At 63.7% G+C, this 19,651-nt stretch carries 18 protein-coding genes; 13 read left to right on the top strand and 5 right to left on the bottom strand.

Going from position 1 to position 19,651, the window contains the following annotated elements; genetic code table 11:
* Positions 1-57: 57 nt before the first annotated feature.
* Positions 58-1,257: an NnrS family protein gene (locus tag C0Z19_RS03830; RefSeq protein ID WP_102608537.1), complete on the top strand. Its 1,200-nt coding sequence runs from the start codon at positions 58-60 to the stop codon at positions 1,255-1,257.
* 172 nt (positions 1,258-1,429) lie between these two features.
* Positions 1,430-2,773 (top strand): nicotinate phosphoribosyltransferase, encoded by a 1,344-nt coding sequence (locus C0Z19_RS03825; RefSeq protein WP_102608536.1) that lies wholly within the window; start codon positions 1,430-1,432, stop codon positions 2,771-2,773.
* Between the two features lie 6 nt (positions 2,774-2,779).
* On the opposite strand, the gene C0Z19_RS03820 is transcribed toward C0Z19_RS03825, so the two are convergent.
* The 4 genes from C0Z19_RS03820 to C0Z19_RS27890 form a co-directional block, all read right to left on the bottom strand.
* Complete coding sequence (locus tag C0Z19_RS03820; RefSeq protein WP_102608446.1) at positions 2,780-4,207, bottom strand: aspartate aminotransferase family protein; 1,428 nt, start codon at positions 4,205-4,207, stop codon at positions 2,780-2,782.
* A 40-nt stretch (positions 4,208-4,247) separates the two neighbouring features.
* Positions 4,248-5,582, bottom strand: coding sequence for a glutamine synthetase family protein (locus C0Z19_RS03815; protein ID WP_102608445.1), 1,335 nt, complete (start codon positions 5,580-5,582; stop codon positions 4,248-4,250).
* 68 nt (positions 5,583-5,650) lie between these two features.
* Positions 5,651-6,418: a gamma-glutamyl-gamma-aminobutyrate hydrolase family protein gene (locus C0Z19_RS03810; RefSeq protein ID WP_102608444.1), complete on the bottom strand. Its 768-nt coding sequence runs from the start codon at positions 6,416-6,418 to the stop codon at positions 5,651-5,653.
* A gap of 609 nt (positions 6,419-7,027) precedes the next feature.
* Positions 7,028-7,225, bottom strand: coding sequence for a hypothetical protein (locus C0Z19_RS27890; RefSeq protein WP_146011991.1), 198 nt, complete (start codon positions 7,223-7,225; stop codon positions 7,028-7,030).
* 55 nt (positions 7,226-7,280) lie between these two features.
* On the opposite strand from C0Z19_RS27890, the gene speB reads away from it, so the two are divergent.
* The gene (gene speB, locus C0Z19_RS03800) at positions 7,281-8,267 is read left to right on the top strand and encodes an agmatinase (protein WP_102608442.1); all 987 of its coding nucleotides are present in this window, start codon (positions 7,281-7,283) and stop codon (positions 8,265-8,267) included.
* Here the strand turns inward: speB and C0Z19_RS03795 are convergent.
* Entirely contained in the window at positions 8,167-9,615 is a 1,449-nt protein-coding gene (locus tag C0Z19_RS03795; protein WP_102608441.1) for an MFS transporter, read from the bottom strand. The two genes, speB and C0Z19_RS03795, sit on opposite strands and share 101 nt — an antisense overlap.
* A gap of 103 nt (positions 9,616-9,718) precedes the next feature.
* Here C0Z19_RS03795 and C0Z19_RS03790 point away from each other — a divergent pair, with 103 nt between their 5' ends.
* From C0Z19_RS03790 to vgrG, 10 genes are all read left to right on the top strand, one after another.
* The gene (locus C0Z19_RS03790; protein ID WP_233195983.1) at positions 9,719-10,627 is read left to right on the top strand and encodes a LysR family transcriptional regulator; all 909 of its coding nucleotides are present in this window, start codon (positions 9,719-9,721) and stop codon (positions 10,625-10,627) included.
* An 88-nt stretch (positions 10,628-10,715) separates the two neighbouring features.
* Positions 10,716-12,191, top strand: coding sequence for an ATP-binding protein (locus tag C0Z19_RS03785; protein WP_102608439.1), 1,476 nt, complete (start codon positions 10,716-10,718; stop codon positions 12,189-12,191).
* A gap of 40 nt (positions 12,192-12,231) precedes the next feature.
* Positions 12,232-12,834: a Pvc16 family protein gene (locus C0Z19_RS03780; protein WP_158242940.1), complete on the top strand. Its 603-nt coding sequence runs from the start codon at positions 12,232-12,234 to the stop codon at positions 12,832-12,834.
* Complete coding sequence (locus tag C0Z19_RS03775; RefSeq protein ID WP_102608437.1) at positions 12,834-13,973, top strand: hypothetical protein; 1,140 nt, start codon at positions 12,834-12,836, stop codon at positions 13,971-13,973. Before C0Z19_RS03780 ends, C0Z19_RS03775 begins: the two co-directional genes overlap by 1 nt.
* A gap of 440 nt (positions 13,974-14,413) precedes the next feature.
* Positions 14,414-15,952 carry a phage tail sheath family protein gene (locus C0Z19_RS03770; protein WP_102608436.1) on the top strand — a complete coding sequence of 513 codons (1,539 nt, stop codon included), beginning with the start codon at positions 14,414-14,416 and terminating at the stop codon, positions 15,950-15,952.
* 33 nt (positions 15,953-15,985) lie between these two features.
* Positions 15,986-16,438, top strand: coding sequence for a phage tail protein (locus C0Z19_RS03765; protein ID WP_102608435.1), 453 nt, complete (start codon positions 15,986-15,988; stop codon positions 16,436-16,438).
* A gap of 74 nt (positions 16,439-16,512) precedes the next feature.
* Positions 16,513-16,974, top strand: coding sequence for a phage tail protein (locus C0Z19_RS03760; RefSeq protein WP_102608434.1), 462 nt, complete (start codon positions 16,513-16,515; stop codon positions 16,972-16,974).
* A gap of 30 nt (positions 16,975-17,004) precedes the next feature.
* Positions 17,005-17,181 (top strand): DUF5908 family protein, encoded by a 177-nt coding sequence (locus C0Z19_RS28180; protein WP_158242939.1) that lies wholly within the window; start codon positions 17,005-17,007, stop codon positions 17,179-17,181.
* Positions 17,181-17,846, top strand: a complete 666-nt coding sequence (locus C0Z19_RS03755) for a CIS tube protein (RefSeq protein WP_102608433.1) — start codon at positions 17,181-17,183, stop codon at positions 17,844-17,846. Before C0Z19_RS28180 ends, C0Z19_RS03755 begins: the two co-directional genes overlap by 1 nt.
* Positions 17,843-19,633 carry a type VI secretion system tip protein VgrG gene (vgrG, locus tag C0Z19_RS03750; RefSeq protein ID WP_102608432.1) on the top strand — a complete coding sequence of 597 codons (1,791 nt, stop codon included), beginning with the start codon at positions 17,843-17,845 and terminating at the stop codon, positions 19,631-19,633. The genes C0Z19_RS03755 and vgrG overlap by 4 nt, the downstream gene beginning before the upstream one ends.
* Positions 19,634-19,651 lie beyond the last annotated feature (18 nt).

The raw sequence follows: 19,651 nt of genomic DNA, 5'->3' as shown, positions 1-19,651 counted from the left end.
CACGCCTGATAAGTAAGCCCCGGGTGACGTATCGTCGCTGAAGGGGAACGCATGATGATGAAGATCGACGAGCCGCTCGGCCGCGGCCCAGCTCTGCAGGCGTCGGGGCTACCACTCTTACGGCTCGGCTTCCGGCCGTTTTATCTCGGCGGCGCGCTGTTCGGCTTCGTCGCGGTTGCGCTCTGGCTGTCCGCGCTCCGGGGCCACGGCGGAGCGGGGCGAACCGCGCAGTTGTCGGGCATGCTCTGGCACGTCCACGAGATGCTGTTTGGTTTCGTGGCCGCGATCGTCGTGGGCTTTTTGCTGACCGCCGTGCGTGCCTGGACATCGCGCTCGACGCCGACCGGCGCATCGCTGGGCCTGCTTTGGTTGCTTTGGGCGGCAGGGCGCGTGTTGGTGTGGACGGGCCCGGAAGCCATTGCCGCCGTCGTCGATGTCGCGTTCCTGCCGATTGTTGCGCTCGTGCTGCTGCGCGTACTGATCGCGGCGAAGAATCGCCACAACATTTTTCTGCCGGTGGCGCTCGCGCTGTTCGGGCTGCTCAACGCCCTGTTTCATTGGTACGCATGGGAAGGGCGTTTCGATCTCGCCTTGCGCGTGGCCTATGCGACGACGGGCCTCGTCATCATGTTCGTCTCGGTCATCACGGGCCGCGTCGTGCCGATGTTCACGACGAACGCGATTCCGGGATTTACGATCAAACGCTGGAAATTCATCGATAACTGGGCGACGCCGGCGCCGCTGATCGCGCTCGTTGCCGACGCGGCCGGCGCGCCCGCGGCGCTCGTGGCGGCCTGCGCAGCGGCGACCGCCGTCATCCACGCGGTGCGAATCGCCGGATGGCGTTCATGGCGCGTGGGACCACGGCCGATTCTTTGGGTCCTGCACGTGGCGTGTCTATGGATTCCCATCGGCTTTGCGCTGCTGGCCTGCGCTTCGCTCGGCGTGGTATCGCATTCGCTCGCGATCCATGCGCTGACGGTCGGTGCAATGGGCTTGGCGATCATCGCCATGATCACGCGCACGGCGCTGGGCCACACGGGGCGTATGCTCACAGCGGGGCCATTCGAGATCGCGAGCTACTGGCTCATGATCGTCGCCGCGGTTGCCCGGGTGATCGGCCCATTGGTCTTTGGCGGCGCGACCGACCTGTGGCTCGATATCGCGGGCGGCGCCTGGTGTGCGGCATTCGTCGTGTATCTGATCCGCTATGCGCCCTACCTGACCATGCCGAGGATCGACGGCAAGCCGGGTTGAGCGCTGCGCGCAAGCGGGCGCGTGCAGCAGCGTGGAGATCGAAGCGATTGATATGAACGTTGAGGCGCCTGCGCATCGAGGGATTTTCGTCAGTACGTTCGGGAACGCGCGGAGTAAAGCGCGCCACGTCGGGCATCATGCGGCTGGATCACGTCAACGGGCGGAGACTCCCATGCAGCTGACGCTCGACAGTGTGCTTTTGACCGATCTTTACGAACTGACGATGCTGCAGTCGTATTTCGACACGGGCATGAATGAGACGGCATCGTTCGAACTGTTCGTCCGCGCGTTGCCGACCGGTCGCAATTTCCTGATGGCGGCCGGGCTCGAGGAAATCGTCCGCTACCTGGAGCAACTGCGGTTCACACGCGAGGACCTGACCGCGCTCTCGAAGACGGGCAGATTTTCGACGCCATTCCTTCGATCGCTTGAACACCTGCGCTTTACGGGCGATGTCGACGCGATGCCCGAGGGCACCGTCTTTTTCCCCGACGAACCGATCTTGCGCATCACGGCGCCGATGCGCGAAGCGCAGCTCGTGGAAAGCCGTTTGATGAACCTCGCACACTTCGAGACCGTCGTCGCGAGCAAGGCGGCGCGATGCGTGCTTGCCGCGCCCGAAAAACTTCTCGTCGATTTCGGATTGCGCCGCGCACATGGCGCCGAGGCGGCGTGGCTTTCCGCGCGTGCGAGCTTCCTCGCTGGCTTTAGCGGCACCGCGACGCTCGCAGCCGGTTTGGCGTTCGGCATTCCCGTGTACGGGACGATGGCGCATTCGTATGTGCAGGCGCACGAAGACGAAACGCAGGCGTTCGAGCAGTTCGCCCGGTCGCAGCCGGCGAATGCGACGCTGCTCATCGATACCTACGACACCGAAGCAGCGGCGTGCAAGGTCGTCGCACTTGCGCCGCGTCTCGCCAAAGACGGCATCTCGATTCATGGCGTGCGACTGGACAGCGGCGATCTGGGGGAACACGCGCGACGCGTGCGGCGTATTCTCGACGCAGGCGGCTTGAAGGACGTGACGATCTTCGCGAGCGGCAATCTCGACGAGCACCGGCTGCGTCAACTGTACGACGACCATGCGCCGATCGACGGCTTCGGAGTCGGCACGCGCATGAACACGTCGGCCGATGCGCCATACCTCGACTGCGCTTACAAGCTCGTCGAGTATGCCGACGTGCCGCGTCGCAAGCGCTCGGAAGGGAAGGCAACGTGGCCGGGGCGCAAAGCCGTCTATCGGTTGTATCGGGCGAACGGTGTGATGGCGGGCGATTGGGTTACCCTTGCACGAGAAACGCGCGACGGCGAGCCGCTGCTCGAGGCGGTCATGCGCGCTGGCAAACGATGCGCGCCGCCCGTCACGCTGCAAGCTGCGCGTGAGCACGCGCGGCGGCAGTTGCGCGCGTTGCCGCCCGCGCAACGCACGCTCGATCTCGCCGAGCCGTATCCGGTGGCCATTTCGGATGGGTTGCGGGAGCTAGCGCGACGGCTCGACGAAGGGCGCAGGGCCTAGCGTGCGCTAGCAGCCCAACTGCCGTGCCGTTGCGTCGATCGCGCGCGTCGCTTTCTCCACGATCTCGTCGATCTCCTCTCGCGTGATGACGAGCGGCGGCGAGAGCAGCATGCGATCGCCGGAAGCGCGCATGACGAGATTGCCGTCAAAGCAGAAGTCTCGGCATAGGGTGCCCACTTCAGCGCCATTTTCAAAACGGGTCCGCGTGCGGGGCGACCGTGCGAGTTGCACGCCAGCGACGAGCCCTGTTCCGGCCACTTCGCCGACGATCGGATGGCCTTCCAACGCCTCACGCAGGCAAGCCTGGAAGTAGGGGCCGGTCTCGGTCTTCACGCGCTCGACGATATGTTCGTCGCGCAGCACCCTGAGATTGGCCACGGCGACTGCCGCTGCGACCGGGTGCCCCGAGTACGTGAGCCCGTGATTGAACTCGCCGTTCTCGATGATCGGCCGGGCAACGCGTTCATGCAGCGCGACGGCGCCCATCGGCACATAGCCGCTCGTGAGCCCTTTGGCGAGCGTCATCAAATCGGGCTCGAACCCGAAGTGCTGATGCGCGAACCATTCGCCGGTGCGGCCGAAGCCGCCGATCACTTCGTCGGCGATGAGAAGGACATCGTACCGGCGGCAGATCCGCTCGATCTCGGGCCAGTAGGTGGACGGCGGAAAGATGACGCCGCCTGCACCCTGAAACGGTTCGCCGATGAAGGCCGCAACGTTCTCTGGACCCAGGTCGAGAATCTTCGCTTCGAGTTGGCGCGCACGGGCGAGGCCGAACGATTCCGGCGTGAAGTCGTGACCCGCCTCGGCGAAATAGTAGGGCTGGTCGATATGGACGATATGTTCGACCTTCGACGGCATTTGCTCATGCATGTAGGCCATGCCGCCGAGCGTCGCGCCCGCGATCGTCGAGCCGTGATAGCCGTTCCTGCGCGAGATCACGTATTTCTTCGATGGCTTGCCTTGCGTCGCCCAGTATCGATAGACGATGCGCAGCGCCGTGTCATTGGCTTCGGACCCGCTGTTGCAATAGAAGAAGTGCTTGAACGGCGCGGGCGTCAATTCGGCCAGCAACGCGGAGAGCGCGATGATGGGTGGATGCGTTGTCTTGAAGAAGGTGTTGTAGTAAGGCAGTGTGAGCAATTGGCGATAGCCGGCGTCGGCCAGCTCTTTGCGGCCGTAGCCGACGTTGACGCACCAGAGTCCCGCCATGCCGTCGATGATGCGATTGCCGTCCGAGTCCCACAGGTAGACGCCCTCGGCCTTGACGATGACGCGACTGCCGACGCGGTTCAGCGCAGCCATGTCGGAAAACGGATGAAGATGATGCGCCGCATCGAGCGCACGATATTCTGCAGTACTGAATAACGGGTGCGTTGTGGTGCCGTGCGGCGCTTTCGCGTCGTCACTCGGGGTTTCGAAGGGGTGATTCATAGTCGTGCTCCGTTCGATTCGATTGCGAGCCCGGCCCGCCTCATACGTGCAGAAGCAGATGCTTGCGCTCCCATGAGCTGATGACGCGGAAGAATGCGTCGTATTCGGTTTCCTTCAGCGACAGAAATGCCTTGACGAACGGCTCTCCGAGGATCGAAGCGAGCGGCTCGGAGGCGGCCATCAACGTGAGCCCTTCTTCGAGATTGCGCGGCAGTTGATAAGGCATCCGGTACCCATCGTTGGCGAGCGGCTCGGTGGGCACGAGCTGTTGCGTGAGGCCCAGATACCCGGCAGCGAGCGTTCCCGCGATCGCGAGATAGGGGTTGCAGTCGACGCCCGGAATGCGATTCTCGATGCGTCGCGCAGCCGGCGACGAATGCGGGATCCGAAAACCCACGGTGCGGTTGTCATAGCCCCATTGAACGTTGATCGGCGCGGCCATGAAACGCGAAAGACGTCGGTACGAGTTGATGTACGGCGCGAATATCGGCATCAGTGCGGGCGTGTATTTCTGCAAGCCTGCAATGTATTGATAGAACAGCTCGGTCGGCTCGCCTTCGCGGCCTGCGAACAGATTGCGGCCGGTCTCGGCATCGACGAGGCTTTGATGAACGTGCATCGCGGAGCCGGGTTCGCCTTCCATGGGCTTGGCCATGAACGTCGCATACATGTGGTGGCGCAGGGCGGCCTCGCGCACCGTGCGCTTGAACAGAAACACGCGATCGGCGAGGTTCAACGGGTCGCCATGCAGGAAGTTGATCTCCATCTGCGCCGCGCCCACTTCGTGGATCAGCGTATCGACTTCGAGCTCCTGGATCTCGCAGTACTCGTAGATATCTTCGAACAGCGGATCGAACTCGTTGACGGCTTCGATCGAATAGGCCTGGCGGCCCGTCTCGGCTCGACCGGTACGGCCAACGGGCGGTCGCAGCGGCAGGTCGGGATCTTTGTTCATTTCGACGAGATAGAACTCGAGTTCCGGCGCCACGACGGGCTTCCAGCCCTTTGCCGCATAGAGATCGAGCACGCGGCGCAAGACGCGGCGCGGCGAGATCGCCACCGGTGTGCCATCGAAGTGGACGCAGTCGTGAATCACCTGAGCGGTAGGGTCGGTGGCCCACGGGATCAGTCGGATCGTTGCCGGGTCGGGCACGCAGACCATATCGGGATCGGTGACGCCGGCCAGTCCGCCATCGTCGGGGTATTCGCCTGTCACGGTCTGAACCATGACGGCTTGCGGCAAACGCATGGCTTCGCCCGATTCGAATTTGCTGCGCGGGATGATCTTGCCGCGCGCGATACCGGACATGTCGGGAATGATCGCCTCGATCTCGGTGATGTGATGCTTGCGGAGAAATTCGTCGATGTCTTGCATGGCTGTTCTCGATTCGTTGTGATGTGCGCGATTTCGATGGCAGTGGAACGCGCAGCGGGGGCACTGGCTCAATAGCGGCCGATGCGTGCATTCGCACGCCTACGACACGCGGCGCCGAATGCACGAAAGATCGCCGTGGAAAGCGGGTCGTCGGCATGCTGCCATTCGGGATGCCATTGCACGCCGAGCGCGAACGCGGGCGCAGCAGCGGGGCGAATCGCTTCGATCAGTCCATCGGGGGCGACAGCCTCGACGACAAGCCCCGGCGCGAGCGCGTCGACCCCTTGCAGATGCAGCGAGTTCACGGGCATTTCGGTGCGATCGCCGACGAGCGAATGCAGCAGTCCGCCTTCGACGAGCCGTACGACATGTGCGGGGCCGTACTGCACGTCCAGCGGGTCGGCGTGATCCTCGCGATGGTCGTCGCGGCCGTCTACCTCGTGCACGCGTTGATGCAGCGTGCCGCCATAGGCGACGTTCATCTCCTGAAGCCCGCGGCAGATGGCGAGCACGGGCACACCGGCATCGATGGCAGCGCGCATGAGCGGCAACGTCGTCGCGTCTCTCGCCGGATCGTGCAGCGTGCCGGGCGCGCTTGGCGCGCCGCCGTATCGGCAAGGTTCGATGTTGGACGCGCTGCCAGTGAAGAGCAGGCCGTCGAGCGCCCGGACCACATCGGCACATGTCTGCTTCGTGCCGAACGCAGGCACGGCGAACGCAAGCGCGTCGGCGCCTTCGACGACAGCTGCGACGTATTTGTCGCCGACGACATGCGCACGGTGCGCGCCGATTTCAGTTGTGTCGGCCGTGATGCCGACGAGCGGTTTATTTAGCATAACTAACTAATCGATCGTGAAGCGCCGTTACGGGAACGGTCAATGCTTGCGCGCCGTTTGCGATGGACGTGACAGTGCCGACGTCGGCCGTGAGACGGACGCGCGCGGGACGTGAGAAACCGCGGACGAAAGGAGGCGCTACGGCAGCAGCGAGGCGGCTTCGTCGATATGCACGGCGATGTACGCGCGCGCAGACGTGACGTTATGACGCCGGATGGAGCGGCAGGAAAGGATGGTGAAGACGGACAGGACTCGGCGGAACGCAAGCTTGCCGGTGCAGCCGTCGGCGATGGCGCGGCCGGCGCGGAAGCGATTCGCGCGCTGACAGCGGTTCCACCTGACCAAAGGGCCTCGGACTCTCACGATGACACTCGATTCGTTGACGTTCAGTGTGTTGTGCGTCGCGCCCGTTAAACATGGAGCATCTGCAGGAAGTAGGGACGCGCGGTTTCGGCCGGCGCGGCGCCATCGATCACCGCTGACGCTACTGCAACGCGGCATGACACATCACCGGCAGCAAACCTATTAGTGAGGATATACGAGCCAAAGTTGCCGTCAAACCCTTTTTGGGTATGCGGAGCCGACTATGATGGCGGCGCAGATACCGCGTTATGCCGTTTTTGCATCGTCGAACACAGTTTTGCGGCGAAATTCGCTGCTTTTTCGATGGCCGATGGCGATGAATTGGCATGGATGGCGCGGCGCTGAGATAATTCCCAATTCTTCTGCACGGGGCCAAGGTGGGTGGTCGGGCAATTCATCGCGGTCGAGTATTTGATGCATACGAACGTGAGTGGTGCGGTTCATCCCATCGAATTCGATACACTGCTACGTTGCGGGGACGGCATGGATCAATCACCTTATGACAGAACATCTTCGCGGCGACGGCGCGGTGCTGCGCCAGTCGCTTTATGGATCGTCGGTCGAGCGCACCTACGCGGGCGTGCTTTCGTTCATGCGTCGACGCTACACGCGCGAGCTTGCAGGCGTCGACGTCGCCCTCTCGGGCATACCGCTCGATCTGGCCACGACGTTTCGATCGGGTGCTCGGTTCGGGCCCTCGGCCGTCCGTGCGGCCAGCGTGCAGCTCGCGGAACTCAAGCCGTACCCGTGGGGCTTCGATCCGTTCGACGACCTCGCGGTGATCGACTACGGCGATTGTTGGTTCGACGGCCATCGTCCGGCAACGATCAAGCCCGCGATCATCGAGCATGCCCGCACGATTTTGCGCAGCGACGCCAGGATGCTGACGCTCGGCGGCGATCACTTCGTCACCTATCCGCTGCTGATCGCACATGCCGAGAAATATGGTGCGCCGCTTTCATTAATTCACTTCGATGCCCATTGCGATACCTGGCCGGACGATGAGCCGGACAGCCTCAATCACGGCACGATGTTTTACAAGGCGATCAAGGAAGGGCTGATCGATCCATCCAGTTCCGTTCAAATCGGGATTCGCACTTGGAACGACGACTTCATGGGCATGCACCTGCTCGATGCGCCGTGGATCCATGAGCACGGTGCGCGGGCGGCGATCGACCGTATCGTCGACATCGTCGGCGCACGACGCGCCTATTTGACCTTCGACATCGACTGTCTCGATCCGGCCTTCGCGCCGGGCACGGGCACGCCCGTCGCGGGCGGCTTATCGTCGGCGCAAGCGCTTGCGATCGTGCGCGGGCTCGATGCACTCGACATCGTCGGCGCCGATGTCGTCGAAGTCGCGCCCGCCTACGATCATGCGGACATTACTGCGATTGCGGCCGCGCATGTGGCGTGCGATCTGCTCTGTCTTTGGCGCCAGCGTAAAGTGCGCGGGCAGCCAGCAGCACAGAGCCCGCATAAGTGACGCCGGCCATCGCGCCCACGACGATCAGCGCCGTCGAAAGATGCGCGCACAGCAGGGTTGCCGCACCCGCGAATGCAACGCCTAGCAAGCTGCCCGCTTGCCGCAAGGCATTGAGCAAGCCCGATGCGACGCCCGCGGATTCGGCCGGCACTTGTTCGAGGACGGTCGCGATCATCGGCGGCACCGATAGCGCCGTGCCGGTGCCGAACGCAGCCATCGCGGCAACGACGAGCCACCATGCCGCGTGCAGGTCGAGCGCGGCAGCCATCGCGGGCCCGGCGATCGTCGCGAGCGCAAGGCCGATCGTCATCAGGCGCGCAGCGCCGGCGCGTCCCTGCAATTTGCCGGCCAATACGTTGCCGAGCGACAAGGTCACGGCCATAGGCAACATCGCGAGCCCCGTATGCCGTGCGTCGAGCCCGCGGACTCCGTGCAGGTAAAGGCTCAGCACGAACAGCAAGCCGAAGTAGCCGACGTAGACCAACGTGCCGCTCACGTTCATCGCAACGAAGGTCGTGTTGCGGAACCACGCGAGCGGAACCATCGGTTCGGCGATACGGCGTTCGATGGCAATCAATACGCCTGTGGCGACGATAGCGATGGCGATGGCTCCGAGCACTTCGCGTGCGCCGATTCCACGTGTCGGTAATTCGATGGCTGCAAAGCACAGTGCGGCGAGGGCCACCGTGCTGGCAATCTGGCCGCCCAGATCGAAGCGCCGCGTGTGCGCGTGGATCGTTGCGCGCACAACCATCAACGCACCTGCGAGGGCGGCGATGCCGGTCGGGACGTTCACGAGGAACGCGCTGCGCCAGCCGAACGCATCGACGAGCAATCCACCGGCCACGGGCCCGATAGCGGCCGCAACCGACGCGATCCCGGCCCAGGCGGCGATGGCGCGGGCGCGCTGTGCAGGATCGTCGAATGTGGCACGCACGATGGCGAGCGAGGCGGGCAGAAACAGCGCCGCGCCGATGCCTTGCACGAAGCGCGCAGCGACAAGCGTACCGACCGACGGAGCGAGCCCGCAGCCCGCGGAGGCGGCCACGAATAACGCCAAGCCCCACAGATAGACCGCCTTCGCGCCGAACCGGTCCGACGCGACGCCGCCGGCAAGGATCAGCGCGGCGAAGCTCAACGTGTAGGCATCGACGATCCAGGCGAGCCCCGCGACGGAGGCCCCAAGATGCGCGCGCATCGCAGGCAGGGCAACGTTGACGATCGTCGTGTCCAGCACGGCCATGAACATCCCGCTCGCGACGCAGGCAAGCGTCAGGCGCCGCCGTGTGGCTTCGCGCCGTTCGGCGCAACGGTCGGGCGTGACGGGTTGGGCGGCGCAGTCGGTCATGGTGGCTCCGGCTCGGGAAGTGGCGATCGATGGCGCAAGTCTATAAACTGTCCGCGCTGCAATAAAGCAGTGATTGTGCAGATCAGTGATGCATATTTGCATCATGTCAGCTACGCCTGCGAAGGCTTGTGGACTTGCGATGACGAACTGGGACAACGCACGTTTTTTTCTGGCCGTAGCCCGCACGGGTACGCTGCGCGGGGCTGCTGCGCGCTTAGGTGTCGACCAGGCCACCGTCGGCCGGCGCATCGCCGCGCTCGAAGAGGCGCTGTCGGCGCGGCTCTTTCTACGCACGCCGACGATGTACGTGCTGACGTCGGCGGGCGAGGCATTGATGGGGCCGGCGGAGGCGATCGAGCAGGCCGTGCATCAGATCGAACGGCGCATCGTCGGGATGGACGATCAACTGTGCGGCACGGTTCGTGTCGCGACCACCGATTCGCTTGGCAAGCGCTTCGTCGTGCCGGCGATTGCGAAGGTGCGCGCGCTCCATCCCGGCATCGACGTCGTGTGCGTGACATCGCCGAACATGGCGAATCTGACGCGGCGCGAGGCCGATATTGCGATTCGCACGTTGCGGCCGGAATCGCCCGACTTGATTGTGCGCCGGCTCGCCCAGCTCGAAACGGGCCTTTATGCTTCGCGCGCGTACCTCGCCGCACGTGGCGAGCCGCGAGAGGGCGAGGCATTCGAAGGCCACGACCTCGTCATGTATCAACGGGCCGTCGTGCCGTCGATGTGGGACGCCTTGTGCGGCGAGCCGACTCATCGGGGCAACGTGGCGTTCCAGACTTCATCGACGATGATGCTGTTCGAAGCGGCAATCTGCGGGCTGGGCGTGACCGAACTGCCGTGCTTTCGGGCAGACTCGGAGCCCGAGCTCGTGCGTGTGATGCGCAAGCGCCTCGATCGTTTCGATGTCTGGCTCGTCGCGCACGCCGACCTCTACAAGACCGCGCGCGTGCAAGCCTTCATCGACATCGTTGCGCGCGAATTCGAAGCAGCGGTGTAGGGTACGCGCTATACCTATTGTCTGAACAAAAGAATGGCCTTACGATGCGCGGGCGCCTGCACACGCAGGACATTACAAACCGATAACAATGGCCACCATATCCGATCCAGCCGACGGGGAATTCGGCGTAGCGCTGGCGCAGGCTGTGCGCGAAACACACGCGGACGATGCCCGCAGTGCTTTCGGCGCTCCGGCTGATGCCGCCATTGCCGCGAGTGCCGCCGTGGCCGAGGCCGCGCGCGTGCTGGACGCGGAGATGACGTGGCTGGCCGATCTCATCGATGCCTCGCTGCGGCTCTACTTCGGGCAGCCCTGCGACGTCGCGGACGTCACTGCGATCGCTGCACCGTCGCTTGACGCTTCCTCGACGTATTACGCGCAGATCGTTCGTGCTCATGCCGGCGCATTCGACGAGCGCGTCACGCTGGCGCTGGCGCTCGCCCCGCACATTCGTCCGCAGGTGCTCGATCCGTTTTTTGCGCGCAACCCCAACTTCGAGCGCGCGTTCTCGGAATTCGGCGGCGCGCCGCGCAGCGCGCATACGGGCTTCTGGCCGACGCTCGAAACAGCGGCATTCGTCGTGGGCGGCGCGCGTATCCTCGAACGCAGGTTGCATCTGACCCGGCTTGCCGACCCGCGCCATGCGCTGCGCGCCGCACGCGTCCTGCACCTGGACGTGGCGGAACACGCGCACAACAGCGCGGCAGCGCCGCTTCTGATCGACGCGCTGACGTTGTCGCGCATCGTGCGAGGTGTCGAAAGCGGCCCCGAGTACGGCAGCGCTTTTCCGGCACGCCTGCTGACGACGCCGCTCGATTGGAGCGATCTCGTGTTGCAGCCCGCGGTGCGCGCCGAAGTGGACGAACTGCGCGCGTGGATCGAGCATCGCTCGACGCTGCTCGACACCTGGCAACTCTCGCGTCATATCAAGCGCGGCTATCGAAGCCTGTTCTACGGGCCGCCCGGCACCGGCAAGACGCTGACCGCCACGCTGCTCGGCAAATCGACGGGGCTCGACGTCTATCGCATCGATCTCTCGTTGGTCGTGTCGAAATACATCGGCGAGACGGAAAAGAATCTCGCCCATGTATTCGACGAGGGCGAGCGCCGCGACTGGATCCTGTTCTTCGACGAAGCCGACGCATTGTTCGGCAAGCGAACGGCGACGACGAGCGCGAACGATCGCTACGCGAATCAGGAAGTCGCCTATCTGCTGCAGCGGGTCGAGGATTTTCCGGGCATCGTCATTCTCGCGTCGAATCTGAAGGGCAATATCGACGAAGCGTTCGCACGGCGTTTTCAATCGATGATCTACTTCCCGGCACCGGGGCCCGCGGAGCGCGCTGCGCTTTGGCGCAATGCATTCGAACGCGGGCCACGGCTCGCAGCCGATGTCGATTTCGAGCGGATCGCCGCCGAATACGAGGTGACGGGAGGCGCGATCACGAACGTATTGCGTCACGCGGCGCTGGCGACCGCGCGCCGCGGCGACGATGCGATACGTCAGGCCGATATCGTGGAAGGCGTACGGCGCGAGTTCCGCAAGGACGGCAAGACGCCATGAAGGTACCCACAGACGGGCGGCGGTTCAATCAGGAGTCCTTATGATCGACAAGGCGCTCGTCTTTTTGCTCGACGAGCTCAATCGCTTTCTCGCGCCGCGCGGGCCAGGCGGCGAACCGGCCGCCGTTTTGTCGAGCCTCGCCGCGCCCGACGGCGCGCTGCCTGCCGGCATCGACAACAAGCTCGTCGTCACGCTCCTCAGTATCGAGAAGGAAGGGGCGGCTGCTGCGGCGTCGATGCCCGTGCGCGAGCGGCCCGGCACCAGCCCGGCGAGTGCGGCGCCGGGCGGCTTCGCCCGCATGGCCGCGCCGTTGCCGCTCAATTTGAACATCATCGTGGCGGCCTCGTTCGGCGCGCAGTATCGCGAGGCGCTCAAGATGCTCAGCGCGGCAATCGGCTTCTTCCAGGCACGGCCGTTGTTCTCGCCGCAAAATGCACCTGCGCTGCCGGCCGGCATCGATCGCCTTTCGGTCGAACTGGTCAGCTGCGATCTGGCGATGCTCGGCAACGTATGGACGATCCTCGGCGCCGACGCGCTGCCGAGTGCCTTGTATAAGGTTCGCATGCTCAGCGTGCAGCAAGGCTGGGCCAGTGCATACGATCCCGCCGTCGGTGGCGCGGAAACCGAAGTCGGGACGCGGTGATGAGTCGCTATCGCCTGCTGTTCGCGCTCGAAGTACGGCACACCTGGTTCAGCAGCGGCTGGTGCGTCGGCGTCCGCATCCAGCCCACCGGTGCCTGCGAGCAACTCATGCGCAGATACCGGTTGCTGTTCAAACCGACCGCGCAAGGCGGCGAGATGTATTTCGACGAAGCGGCGCAGCAAAGCGACGTGCCTGGCTCGCTGCTCGATCTGAGCGCGCGCGAATCGTTCACGTTCACGCTCGCCAGCGGCTTTGCGCCGCTCGCCAATTACACGGCGATTGATGCGCAGCCGCTGGCGACGCCCGGCGTCTCGCTCTATGCCTTCGACAACGTTGGGGGCGGGGCGGCCACATTCGACGGCAAGCCTTACCCGCTGCTTCATCCGGCCGGCACGCCGTTCGCGCTGGGCGCGCTTGCCTGCGTTTCGCGGCGTTTGCGGTTTCATGCCGACGCGCCCGTTTCGCAAGTCACGGTGCGCGATGCAGTGACGGGTTCGGTCGTGCTCGGCCCGCAGGCGATCGCGCCGGCCGTACGACAGGTATCGCTCGCGATGCCATCTCAACCGGAGGGACGCTACATTCTCTCGGCACCGGGCGTCGAAGATTGGCCTTTCTTTCTGACCGATGCGCCGTTGAGCGGCGTCTTCGCGATGATCACGATTCATCCGCGCGCCGTCGCCGCCGCGGATGGCTCCGGCAACGCGGCCTGTTTGGACGCGAACGGCCATGTCATGGCGCAGCGTTATACGATCGCCCTCGATGCGCGCGCATTGAAGTGGCGATATCTGATCGTGCCGCATGCCTCGCAAACGAGCGACGGCTGGCATATCGAAGGGACGTGGCGGCGCGCGGGACGCGGCCAGAGAACGGAGCCGATCGAGTTCGTCCGGGCCGATGCGCCGCTGTCGGTCGACGGACGCAACGCCGTCGTGTTCACGTCGACCGGTGCGCTGCGCGTCGGTGAGCGGCTGGGCGAGGCCATGGCGATCGCGCTGAAGGGTGACGGCTTGCCCGAGGCGGTCACGTTGCCGTTTCCCGATGTGACGCGCGGGTTGTCGTCGTACCAGCCTTCAGTTGCGGAGGGCGCGGGTAGCGGGGGGACGCAAGACGCGGTGGCCGACGTTTTCGTTTATCTATAGCGCTACTTCGTACGGCCATCGAAATTGCAAACAAATCACAAAAAATTCGCTGGACGGCCCATTTGTCTGTTTTTATACTAGGCCCCGCAACGCGTACTGAATCAGTGGTGGCAGTCGGAAGTCGGCAGTCGGGCACACGTATTCAAGCATAAGCTGCAATAAGGAAAGAGAAATGAAAGTCGCCGACGAGCGACTCCATGCGAACGCGCCACGGCATTTCGCCCCGCGTCCGTTATGCTCCATAGAACGAGGCAGACCATCACCACGCACATTCCTTTTCGCATCGATTCGTAGTCCTAAATTTTTCGTATTCGGCGAATTCCGCTATTCGCACCGGTGCGGCATTGTCGCGCGGTGGGGGTCGCGCGCGCCGATTGCATCGGCGCGCCCACCTTCGTGGGCACGGGCGATTGTCGTCTCCCAACGATCAAGGAGAGAGCATGGCGCAGTACAAGGTACCGGGTGTCTACATTGTCGAAAAGGATGCGTTTCCGAATTCGGTCGTGGAAGTGGCGACCGCGGTTCCCGCGTTCATCGGCTATACGGAATCGGCGGCCAATGGAAACGATTCGCTCATTGGTGTGCCTTGGCCGATTCAATCGATGGCCGATTACGAGCGCTATTTCGGCGGCGCACCCGCGCCCGCATTCGACTTTGCGGCGGGCGAGAAAGGGGCATCGGCGCCTTATACGCTGACCGCTGGCGCCAATTCGCAGTTTTTGCTTTATTACAGCCTGCGAATGTACTTCGATAATGGCGGCGGGCCGTGCTATATCGTGTCGACGGGGCTCTATACGAAGCAGCAGCGCGCCGCGCAGGACTTTCTCGATGTGCTCGGCGCACTGACGCGCACGCCCGAGCCGACGATGCTCGTCGCGCCCGACGTCGTGCTGTTGTCCGATGCCAGCAAGGTGCCGCCGATCTTCCTCGGCCATTGCAACACGATGCAAAGCCGCGTGTCGATCTTCGACGTGCCGGGCGGCGACAAGGTGCGGGGCGTCTCGCCCAACGATCAGATCGAAAACTTCCGCTCTTCGGTCGGCACCGATTTCCTCAACTACGGGATGGCCTATTACCCGTGGATCAACACGCAGATCGTCGATAGCGTTGACTTCACGGCAATTTCGCCTGCAACGCTCGGCGCCTTCGCCACGGCGTTGACGGCCGACGTCACCGCCACGCTGACCGGCGCCAACAATCAGGCGAAGCTGACCGCGCTGACGGCGAAGATCGGTGAGATGCAAAAGCTCGTGCCCGCGCCGGCCGCGGACGGCGCCAAGAGCGACGACGCCACGCCGGCCACGCCGCCTTCGCCGCAGCAGATCATGTCGCTGCACAACGTGTTGCGCACGTCGAGCAAGCTTTACGTCCAGGTCATGGACGAGATCCAGACGCGGCTCAATCTGCTGCCGCCAAGCGGCGCGATCGCCGGCATCTATGGTCGTGTCGATGCATCGCAGGGCGTGTTCAAGGCGCCGGCCAACGTCAGCATCAACTCGACGGTGTCGCCCACGGTCAACCTCTCCGATTACGAGCAGGAAGATCTGAACGTGCCGCTCGACGGCAAAGCCGTCAACGCGATTCGCGCGTTCCGCGGCATGGGCACCCTCGTATGGGGCGCGCGCACGCTCGACGGCAACAGCCAGGATTGGCGCTATATCAACGTGCGCCGCACGTTGATCATGCTCGAGCAGTCGATCAAGTACGCCATGCAGGCCTATGTGTTCGCGCCCAATACGGCGACCACCTGGGTGACCGTGCAGAACATGATCGAAAACTTCCTGACGAACCAGTGGAAGGCGGGCGCGCTCTCGGGCGCGAAGCCGTCCGACGCCTTCTCAGTGGCGATCGGTCAGCCGGCCACGATGACAGGCGACGACGTCCTGAACGGCTTGATGAAGGTACTCGTCAAGGTCGCGCCGGTACGGCCGGCGGAATTCATCGAGCTCACGTTCCAGCAACAGATGCAGACGTCCTGATAAAAGAGCGCGCGCACTCAAGGAGAATCCAGCATGGCAGGTGAAGCACAAGGCAACGTTTGGCCGCTGCCCAAATTCCACTTTTCGGTCGATATCGGCAGCCAGTCGAACTTGCCGTTTCAGGAAGTGAGCGGCCTCGACACCGAAACGCAGGTGATCGAATATCGGGCCGGCAACAGCAAGACGTTCTCGACGATCAAGATGCCCGGCATCGCCAAGTTCGGCAATGTCACGATGAAGAAGGGCATCTTCGTCAAGGACAACAACTTCTTCGACATGTACTCGAAGATACAGATGAACCTGATCGAACGCGTGACCGTCACGATCAAGCTGCTCGATCAGGACGGCAACCCGACGATGGTCTGGACGCTCGCGAACGCATGGCCGACGAAGATCACGGGCACGGATCTGAAGTCCGACGGCAACGAAGTGGCGGTCGAGACGATCGAATTCGCGCACGAGGGGCTCAAGATCCAGAACAGCTGACGCGCCGTTCGAGCGATGCGGGGCGCGGTCCGTTCCAGGGTCGCGCCTTTCTTGTCTGAACGAGTCGAAAGCCGATGTCCGATTACTACCCGCCAGTCAGCTTCTACTTCACGCTCGCGTTCGACGGCATTCGAACCGCGAACGATGCGGCGTTCATGGAGGCGAGCGGGATGGACGCCGAGTTCACGACGACCGAGATCAAGGAGGGCGGCGAGAACCGCTTCGCGTATCGCGTGCCCGAGCGCGCGAAATACGGCAACCTCGTGCTCAAGCGCGGCATCGCGCCGTCCAACTCCCGGCTGGCCATGTGGTGCCGCGACACCCTCGAGGGCGACGGGGCGTACAAGATCGAGCCACGCTCGGTGCAGCTTTTGCTGCTCGATGCCGAGGCCAGTCCCGTCATGGCCTGGAACTTCGTCAATGCCTGGCCCGTCAAGTGGAGCGTGGCGTCGTTCAACGCGCAGGAAAACAAGCTCGCCATGGAGACGCTCGAATTCTCATACAACTATTTCACTCGGAAGATGGGCGGGCGTTGACCGGGCTCCTCTTCACGCATATTGGCGAACATGATCGAAATCCGTGAGCTCGTGATTCGGGTCAACGTGACGCAGGACGGCGGCGCGCCTGAATCGGCCGCACTGGACGAGCGGCTCGTCGCGCGCCTCGACGCGCTCAAAGCCGAGTTGCTCGAAGCCTGCGATGCGCGCATCGACGCGCTGCTCGCGCGTCAGGTGGAACGCTGATGGGCAAACTCGAGAAAGTCGTCGTCACCGGCTACAGCGACGATCGCTTCAGCGCAACGGCGGGCTCCTATACGCTGCGAATCAACCCGGCCACGTTCACGCAATCGGCCAAGACGACCTACAGCCCGAACCGCACGACCGATACAGCCGGGCGCATCATGCGCTATGTCACGATCGAGCCGCAGACCGTCAGCTTCGAGTTCTATCTCGACGCGACGGGCGTCATAGAAGGCATCGACAGCGTGGCCGACGAAATCGCGAAGTTCAAGAAGGTCGCTTACGACTACAACGGCTCCATTCACAGCCCGAACTACCTGCATGTGGTGTGGGGCCGGGCGCTCGATTTCAAATGCCGCCTCACGAGCGCGGACGTCGAGTATCTGCTGTTCGATCCGGACGGCACGCCGCTGCGTGCGAAGGTCAAGGCGTCGCTCGTGGAATTCGTGAGTGCAGCCGAACTCGCCCGGCGCGCGAACAAGAGCTCGCCCGACCTCACGCATGCGCGCGTGGCCGTAGCGGGCGATACGCTGCCGCTGATGTGCTTTCGGATCTACGGCGACAGCCGCTACTATCTTGAAGTCGCGCGCTACAACGGCTTCATCGATTTCCGCAATCTGCAACCCGGCACACGGGTGCTCTTTCCACCACTCGAGGGGACGTCTTGACTGCGCGCACGCCTTTATCCGGCCGCATCGATCTGGTTTCGGTGACGATCAAGGTCGGCGGTTCGACCATTCCCGATACCTGCGAAGTGGCCGACGTACGCGTCACGCGCGAGCTCAACCGCATTCCGCAGGCCCGCATTACGCTTGTCGATGGCGAGGCGACGACGGGCCGGTTCGCCTGGAGCGATTCTTCGTTGTTCGTGCCCGGCGCGGAGATCGAAGTGCTTGCCGGGTACCACGAGCAGCAAACCTCGCTGTTCAAAGGCATCGTCGTTCGGCACGGTGTGCGCGTGCGAGATTCGCGTGCTTATCTGATCGTGCATTGCGCCGACAAGGCGCTCAAGATGACCGTCGCGCGGCGTAACAACGTCTACCTCGACAAGACCGACAGCGATGTCATCGAATCGCTGATTTCAGCGAACGGACTGACCGCCGACGTCAAATCGACGAGCGAGACGCGCAAGAGTCTCGTGCGGTATTTCTCGTCGGACTGGGACTTCATGCTCACGCGTGCCGAAGCGTGCGGGATGGTGGTCATCGTCGATAACGGCACCGTGCAGGTCGCGCCGCCCGCGTTGTCAGGCAGCGCGCAGATCGCCGTGGATTATGGCGATGCATTGCAAGCGCTCGATGCCGAGATCGATTCGCGCGCGCAGGTTGCGTCGGTCACCTGTCGTGCATGGGATCCGAATGCACAGGCGCTCGTAGAAGGCAGTTCGAGCGAGCCGAGCCTGAACGAACAGGGCAATCTGACCGGAGCGACGCTTGCAAGTGTCCTGAACGTCTCCGGCTACGACTGGCAGACGGCGTCGATATTGGCCGATGGCGAGCTGTCGTCGTGGGCCAGCGCGCAACTGCTGCGCACCCGGCTTTCGGCGATGCGCGGCACGATGAGCCTGCCTGGCACCGCCGATCTCGCGCCCGGCAAGCTCGTGCAGCTCGGCGGCGTGGGCGCGCGCTTCGATGGCGTCGCCTATGTCAGCGGCGTCGTGCATACCATCGAGCACGGCGATTGGACGACGCAAGCGACCTTCGGTTTGTCGTCCAGGCCCTTCGTCGCGGAGCAGGGCGATATCGAGGCGCCGCCAGCCGGCGGGCTCGCACCGGGTGTAGGCGGGTTGCTGACCGGCAAGGTTGCACAAATCGACGAAGACCCCGACGGCCAAACCCGCGTGCTCGTGCATGTGCCGCTCGTGGGCATGACGGGCGACGGCATTTGGGCCCGGCTCGCGAACGGTTACGCGTCGAACGGCGCCGGCATGTTCTTCATGCCCGAGATCGACGACGAAGTCGTGCTGGGCTTCCTGAACGGCGATCCCGCGTTCCCCGTGATCCTCGGCAGCCTTTACAGCGGTGCGCGCACGCCACCGCGTACGCCCGAATCGAAGAACAACACGAAGGCCATCGTCTCGCGCGCGCAGGTGACGATCGAAATCGACGAAGAGAAGAAGCGCATCCAGATCAGCACGCCGGGTGGCCATGCGGTCACGCTCGACGACGACGCGAAGACCGTCACGATCGTCGATTCGAACAACAACTCGCTCGAAATGGCGTCGGGAGGGGTGACGCTCAAAAGCCCGGCCAACATCACGATCAAGGCGGACGGCAGCATGACGCTCGATGCGCAAGCGGGCGTGACCGTGAAGTCGGCCGCGAAGGTGTCGATCGAAGCGCCGCAAGTGCAGGCCAACGCCTCCGTCGCGTTCTCCGCCCAGGGCCAGGCGTCGGCCGAGTTGACGGCTTCCGGCAAGGTGACGGTGCGCGGCGCGCTCGTCACGATCAATTAGGCGCCGCGCGTCACCATT

The sequence above is a fragment of the Trinickia soli genome (assembly GCF_002879855.1).
Classification (GTDB): domain Bacteria; phylum Pseudomonadota; class Gammaproteobacteria; order Burkholderiales; family Burkholderiaceae; genus Trinickia; species Trinickia soli.
The sequence above is the reverse complement of the archived record's forward strand: the minus strand, read 5'-3'. Positions and strand labels throughout refer to the sequence as shown.

Excerpts from the sequence above, each read along its gene's own strand:
- C0Z19_RS03755 (WP_102608433.1), top strand. The coding sequence starts at position 17,181 with ATGGGCAAACTCGAGAAAGTCGTCGTCACCGGCTACAGCGACGATCGC.
- C0Z19_RS03830 (WP_102608537.1), top strand. The coding sequence starts at position 58 with ATGAAGATCGACGAGCCGCTCGGCCGCGGCCCAGCTCTGCAGGCGTCG.
- C0Z19_RS03820 (WP_102608446.1), bottom strand. The coding sequence starts at position 4,207 with ATGAATCACCCCTTCGAAACCCCGAGTGACGACGCGAAAGCGCCGCAC.
- speB (WP_102608442.1), top strand. The coding sequence starts at position 7,281 with ATGACAGAACATCTTCGCGGCGACGGCGCGGTGCTGCGCCAGTCGCTT.
- C0Z19_RS03760 (WP_102608434.1), top strand. The coding sequence starts at position 16,513 with ATGTCCGATTACTACCCGCCAGTCAGCTTCTACTTCACGCTCGCGTTC.
- C0Z19_RS28180 (WP_158242939.1), top strand. The coding sequence starts at position 17,005 with ATGATCGAAATCCGTGAGCTCGTGATTCGGGTCAACGTGACGCAGGAC.
- C0Z19_RS03825 (WP_102608536.1), top strand. The coding sequence starts at position 1,430 with ATGCAGCTGACGCTCGACAGTGTGCTTTTGACCGATCTTTACGAACTG.
- C0Z19_RS03770 (WP_102608436.1), top strand. The coding sequence starts at position 14,414 with ATGGCGCAGTACAAGGTACCGGGTGTCTACATTGTCGAAAAGGATGCG.
- C0Z19_RS03765 (WP_102608435.1), top strand. The coding sequence starts at position 15,986 with ATGGCAGGTGAAGCACAAGGCAACGTTTGGCCGCTGCCCAAATTCCAC.
- C0Z19_RS03785 (WP_102608439.1), top strand. The coding sequence starts at position 10,716 with ATGGCCACCATATCCGATCCAGCCGACGGGGAATTCGGCGTAGCGCTG.
- C0Z19_RS27890 (WP_146011991.1), bottom strand. The coding sequence starts at position 7,225 with ATGAACCGCACCACTCACGTTCGTATGCATCAAATACTCGACCGCGAT.
- C0Z19_RS03795 (WP_102608441.1), bottom strand. The coding sequence starts at position 9,615 with ATGACCGACTGCGCCGCCCAACCCGTCACGCCCGACCGTTGCGCCGAA.
- C0Z19_RS03790 (WP_233195983.1), top strand. The coding sequence starts at position 9,719 with ATGTCAGCTACGCCTGCGAAGGCTTGTGGACTTGCGATGACGAACTGG.
- C0Z19_RS03780 (WP_158242940.1), top strand. The coding sequence starts at position 12,232 with ATGATCGACAAGGCGCTCGTCTTTTTGCTCGACGAGCTCAATCGCTTT.
- C0Z19_RS03815 (WP_102608445.1), bottom strand. The coding sequence starts at position 5,582 with ATGCAAGACATCGACGAATTTCTCCGCAAGCATCACATCACCGAGATC.
- C0Z19_RS03775 (WP_102608437.1), top strand. The coding sequence starts at position 12,834 with ATGAGTCGCTATCGCCTGCTGTTCGCGCTCGAAGTACGGCACACCTGG.
- C0Z19_RS03810 (WP_102608444.1), bottom strand. The coding sequence starts at position 6,418 with ATGCTAAATAAACCGCTCGTCGGCATCACGGCCGACACAACTGAAATC.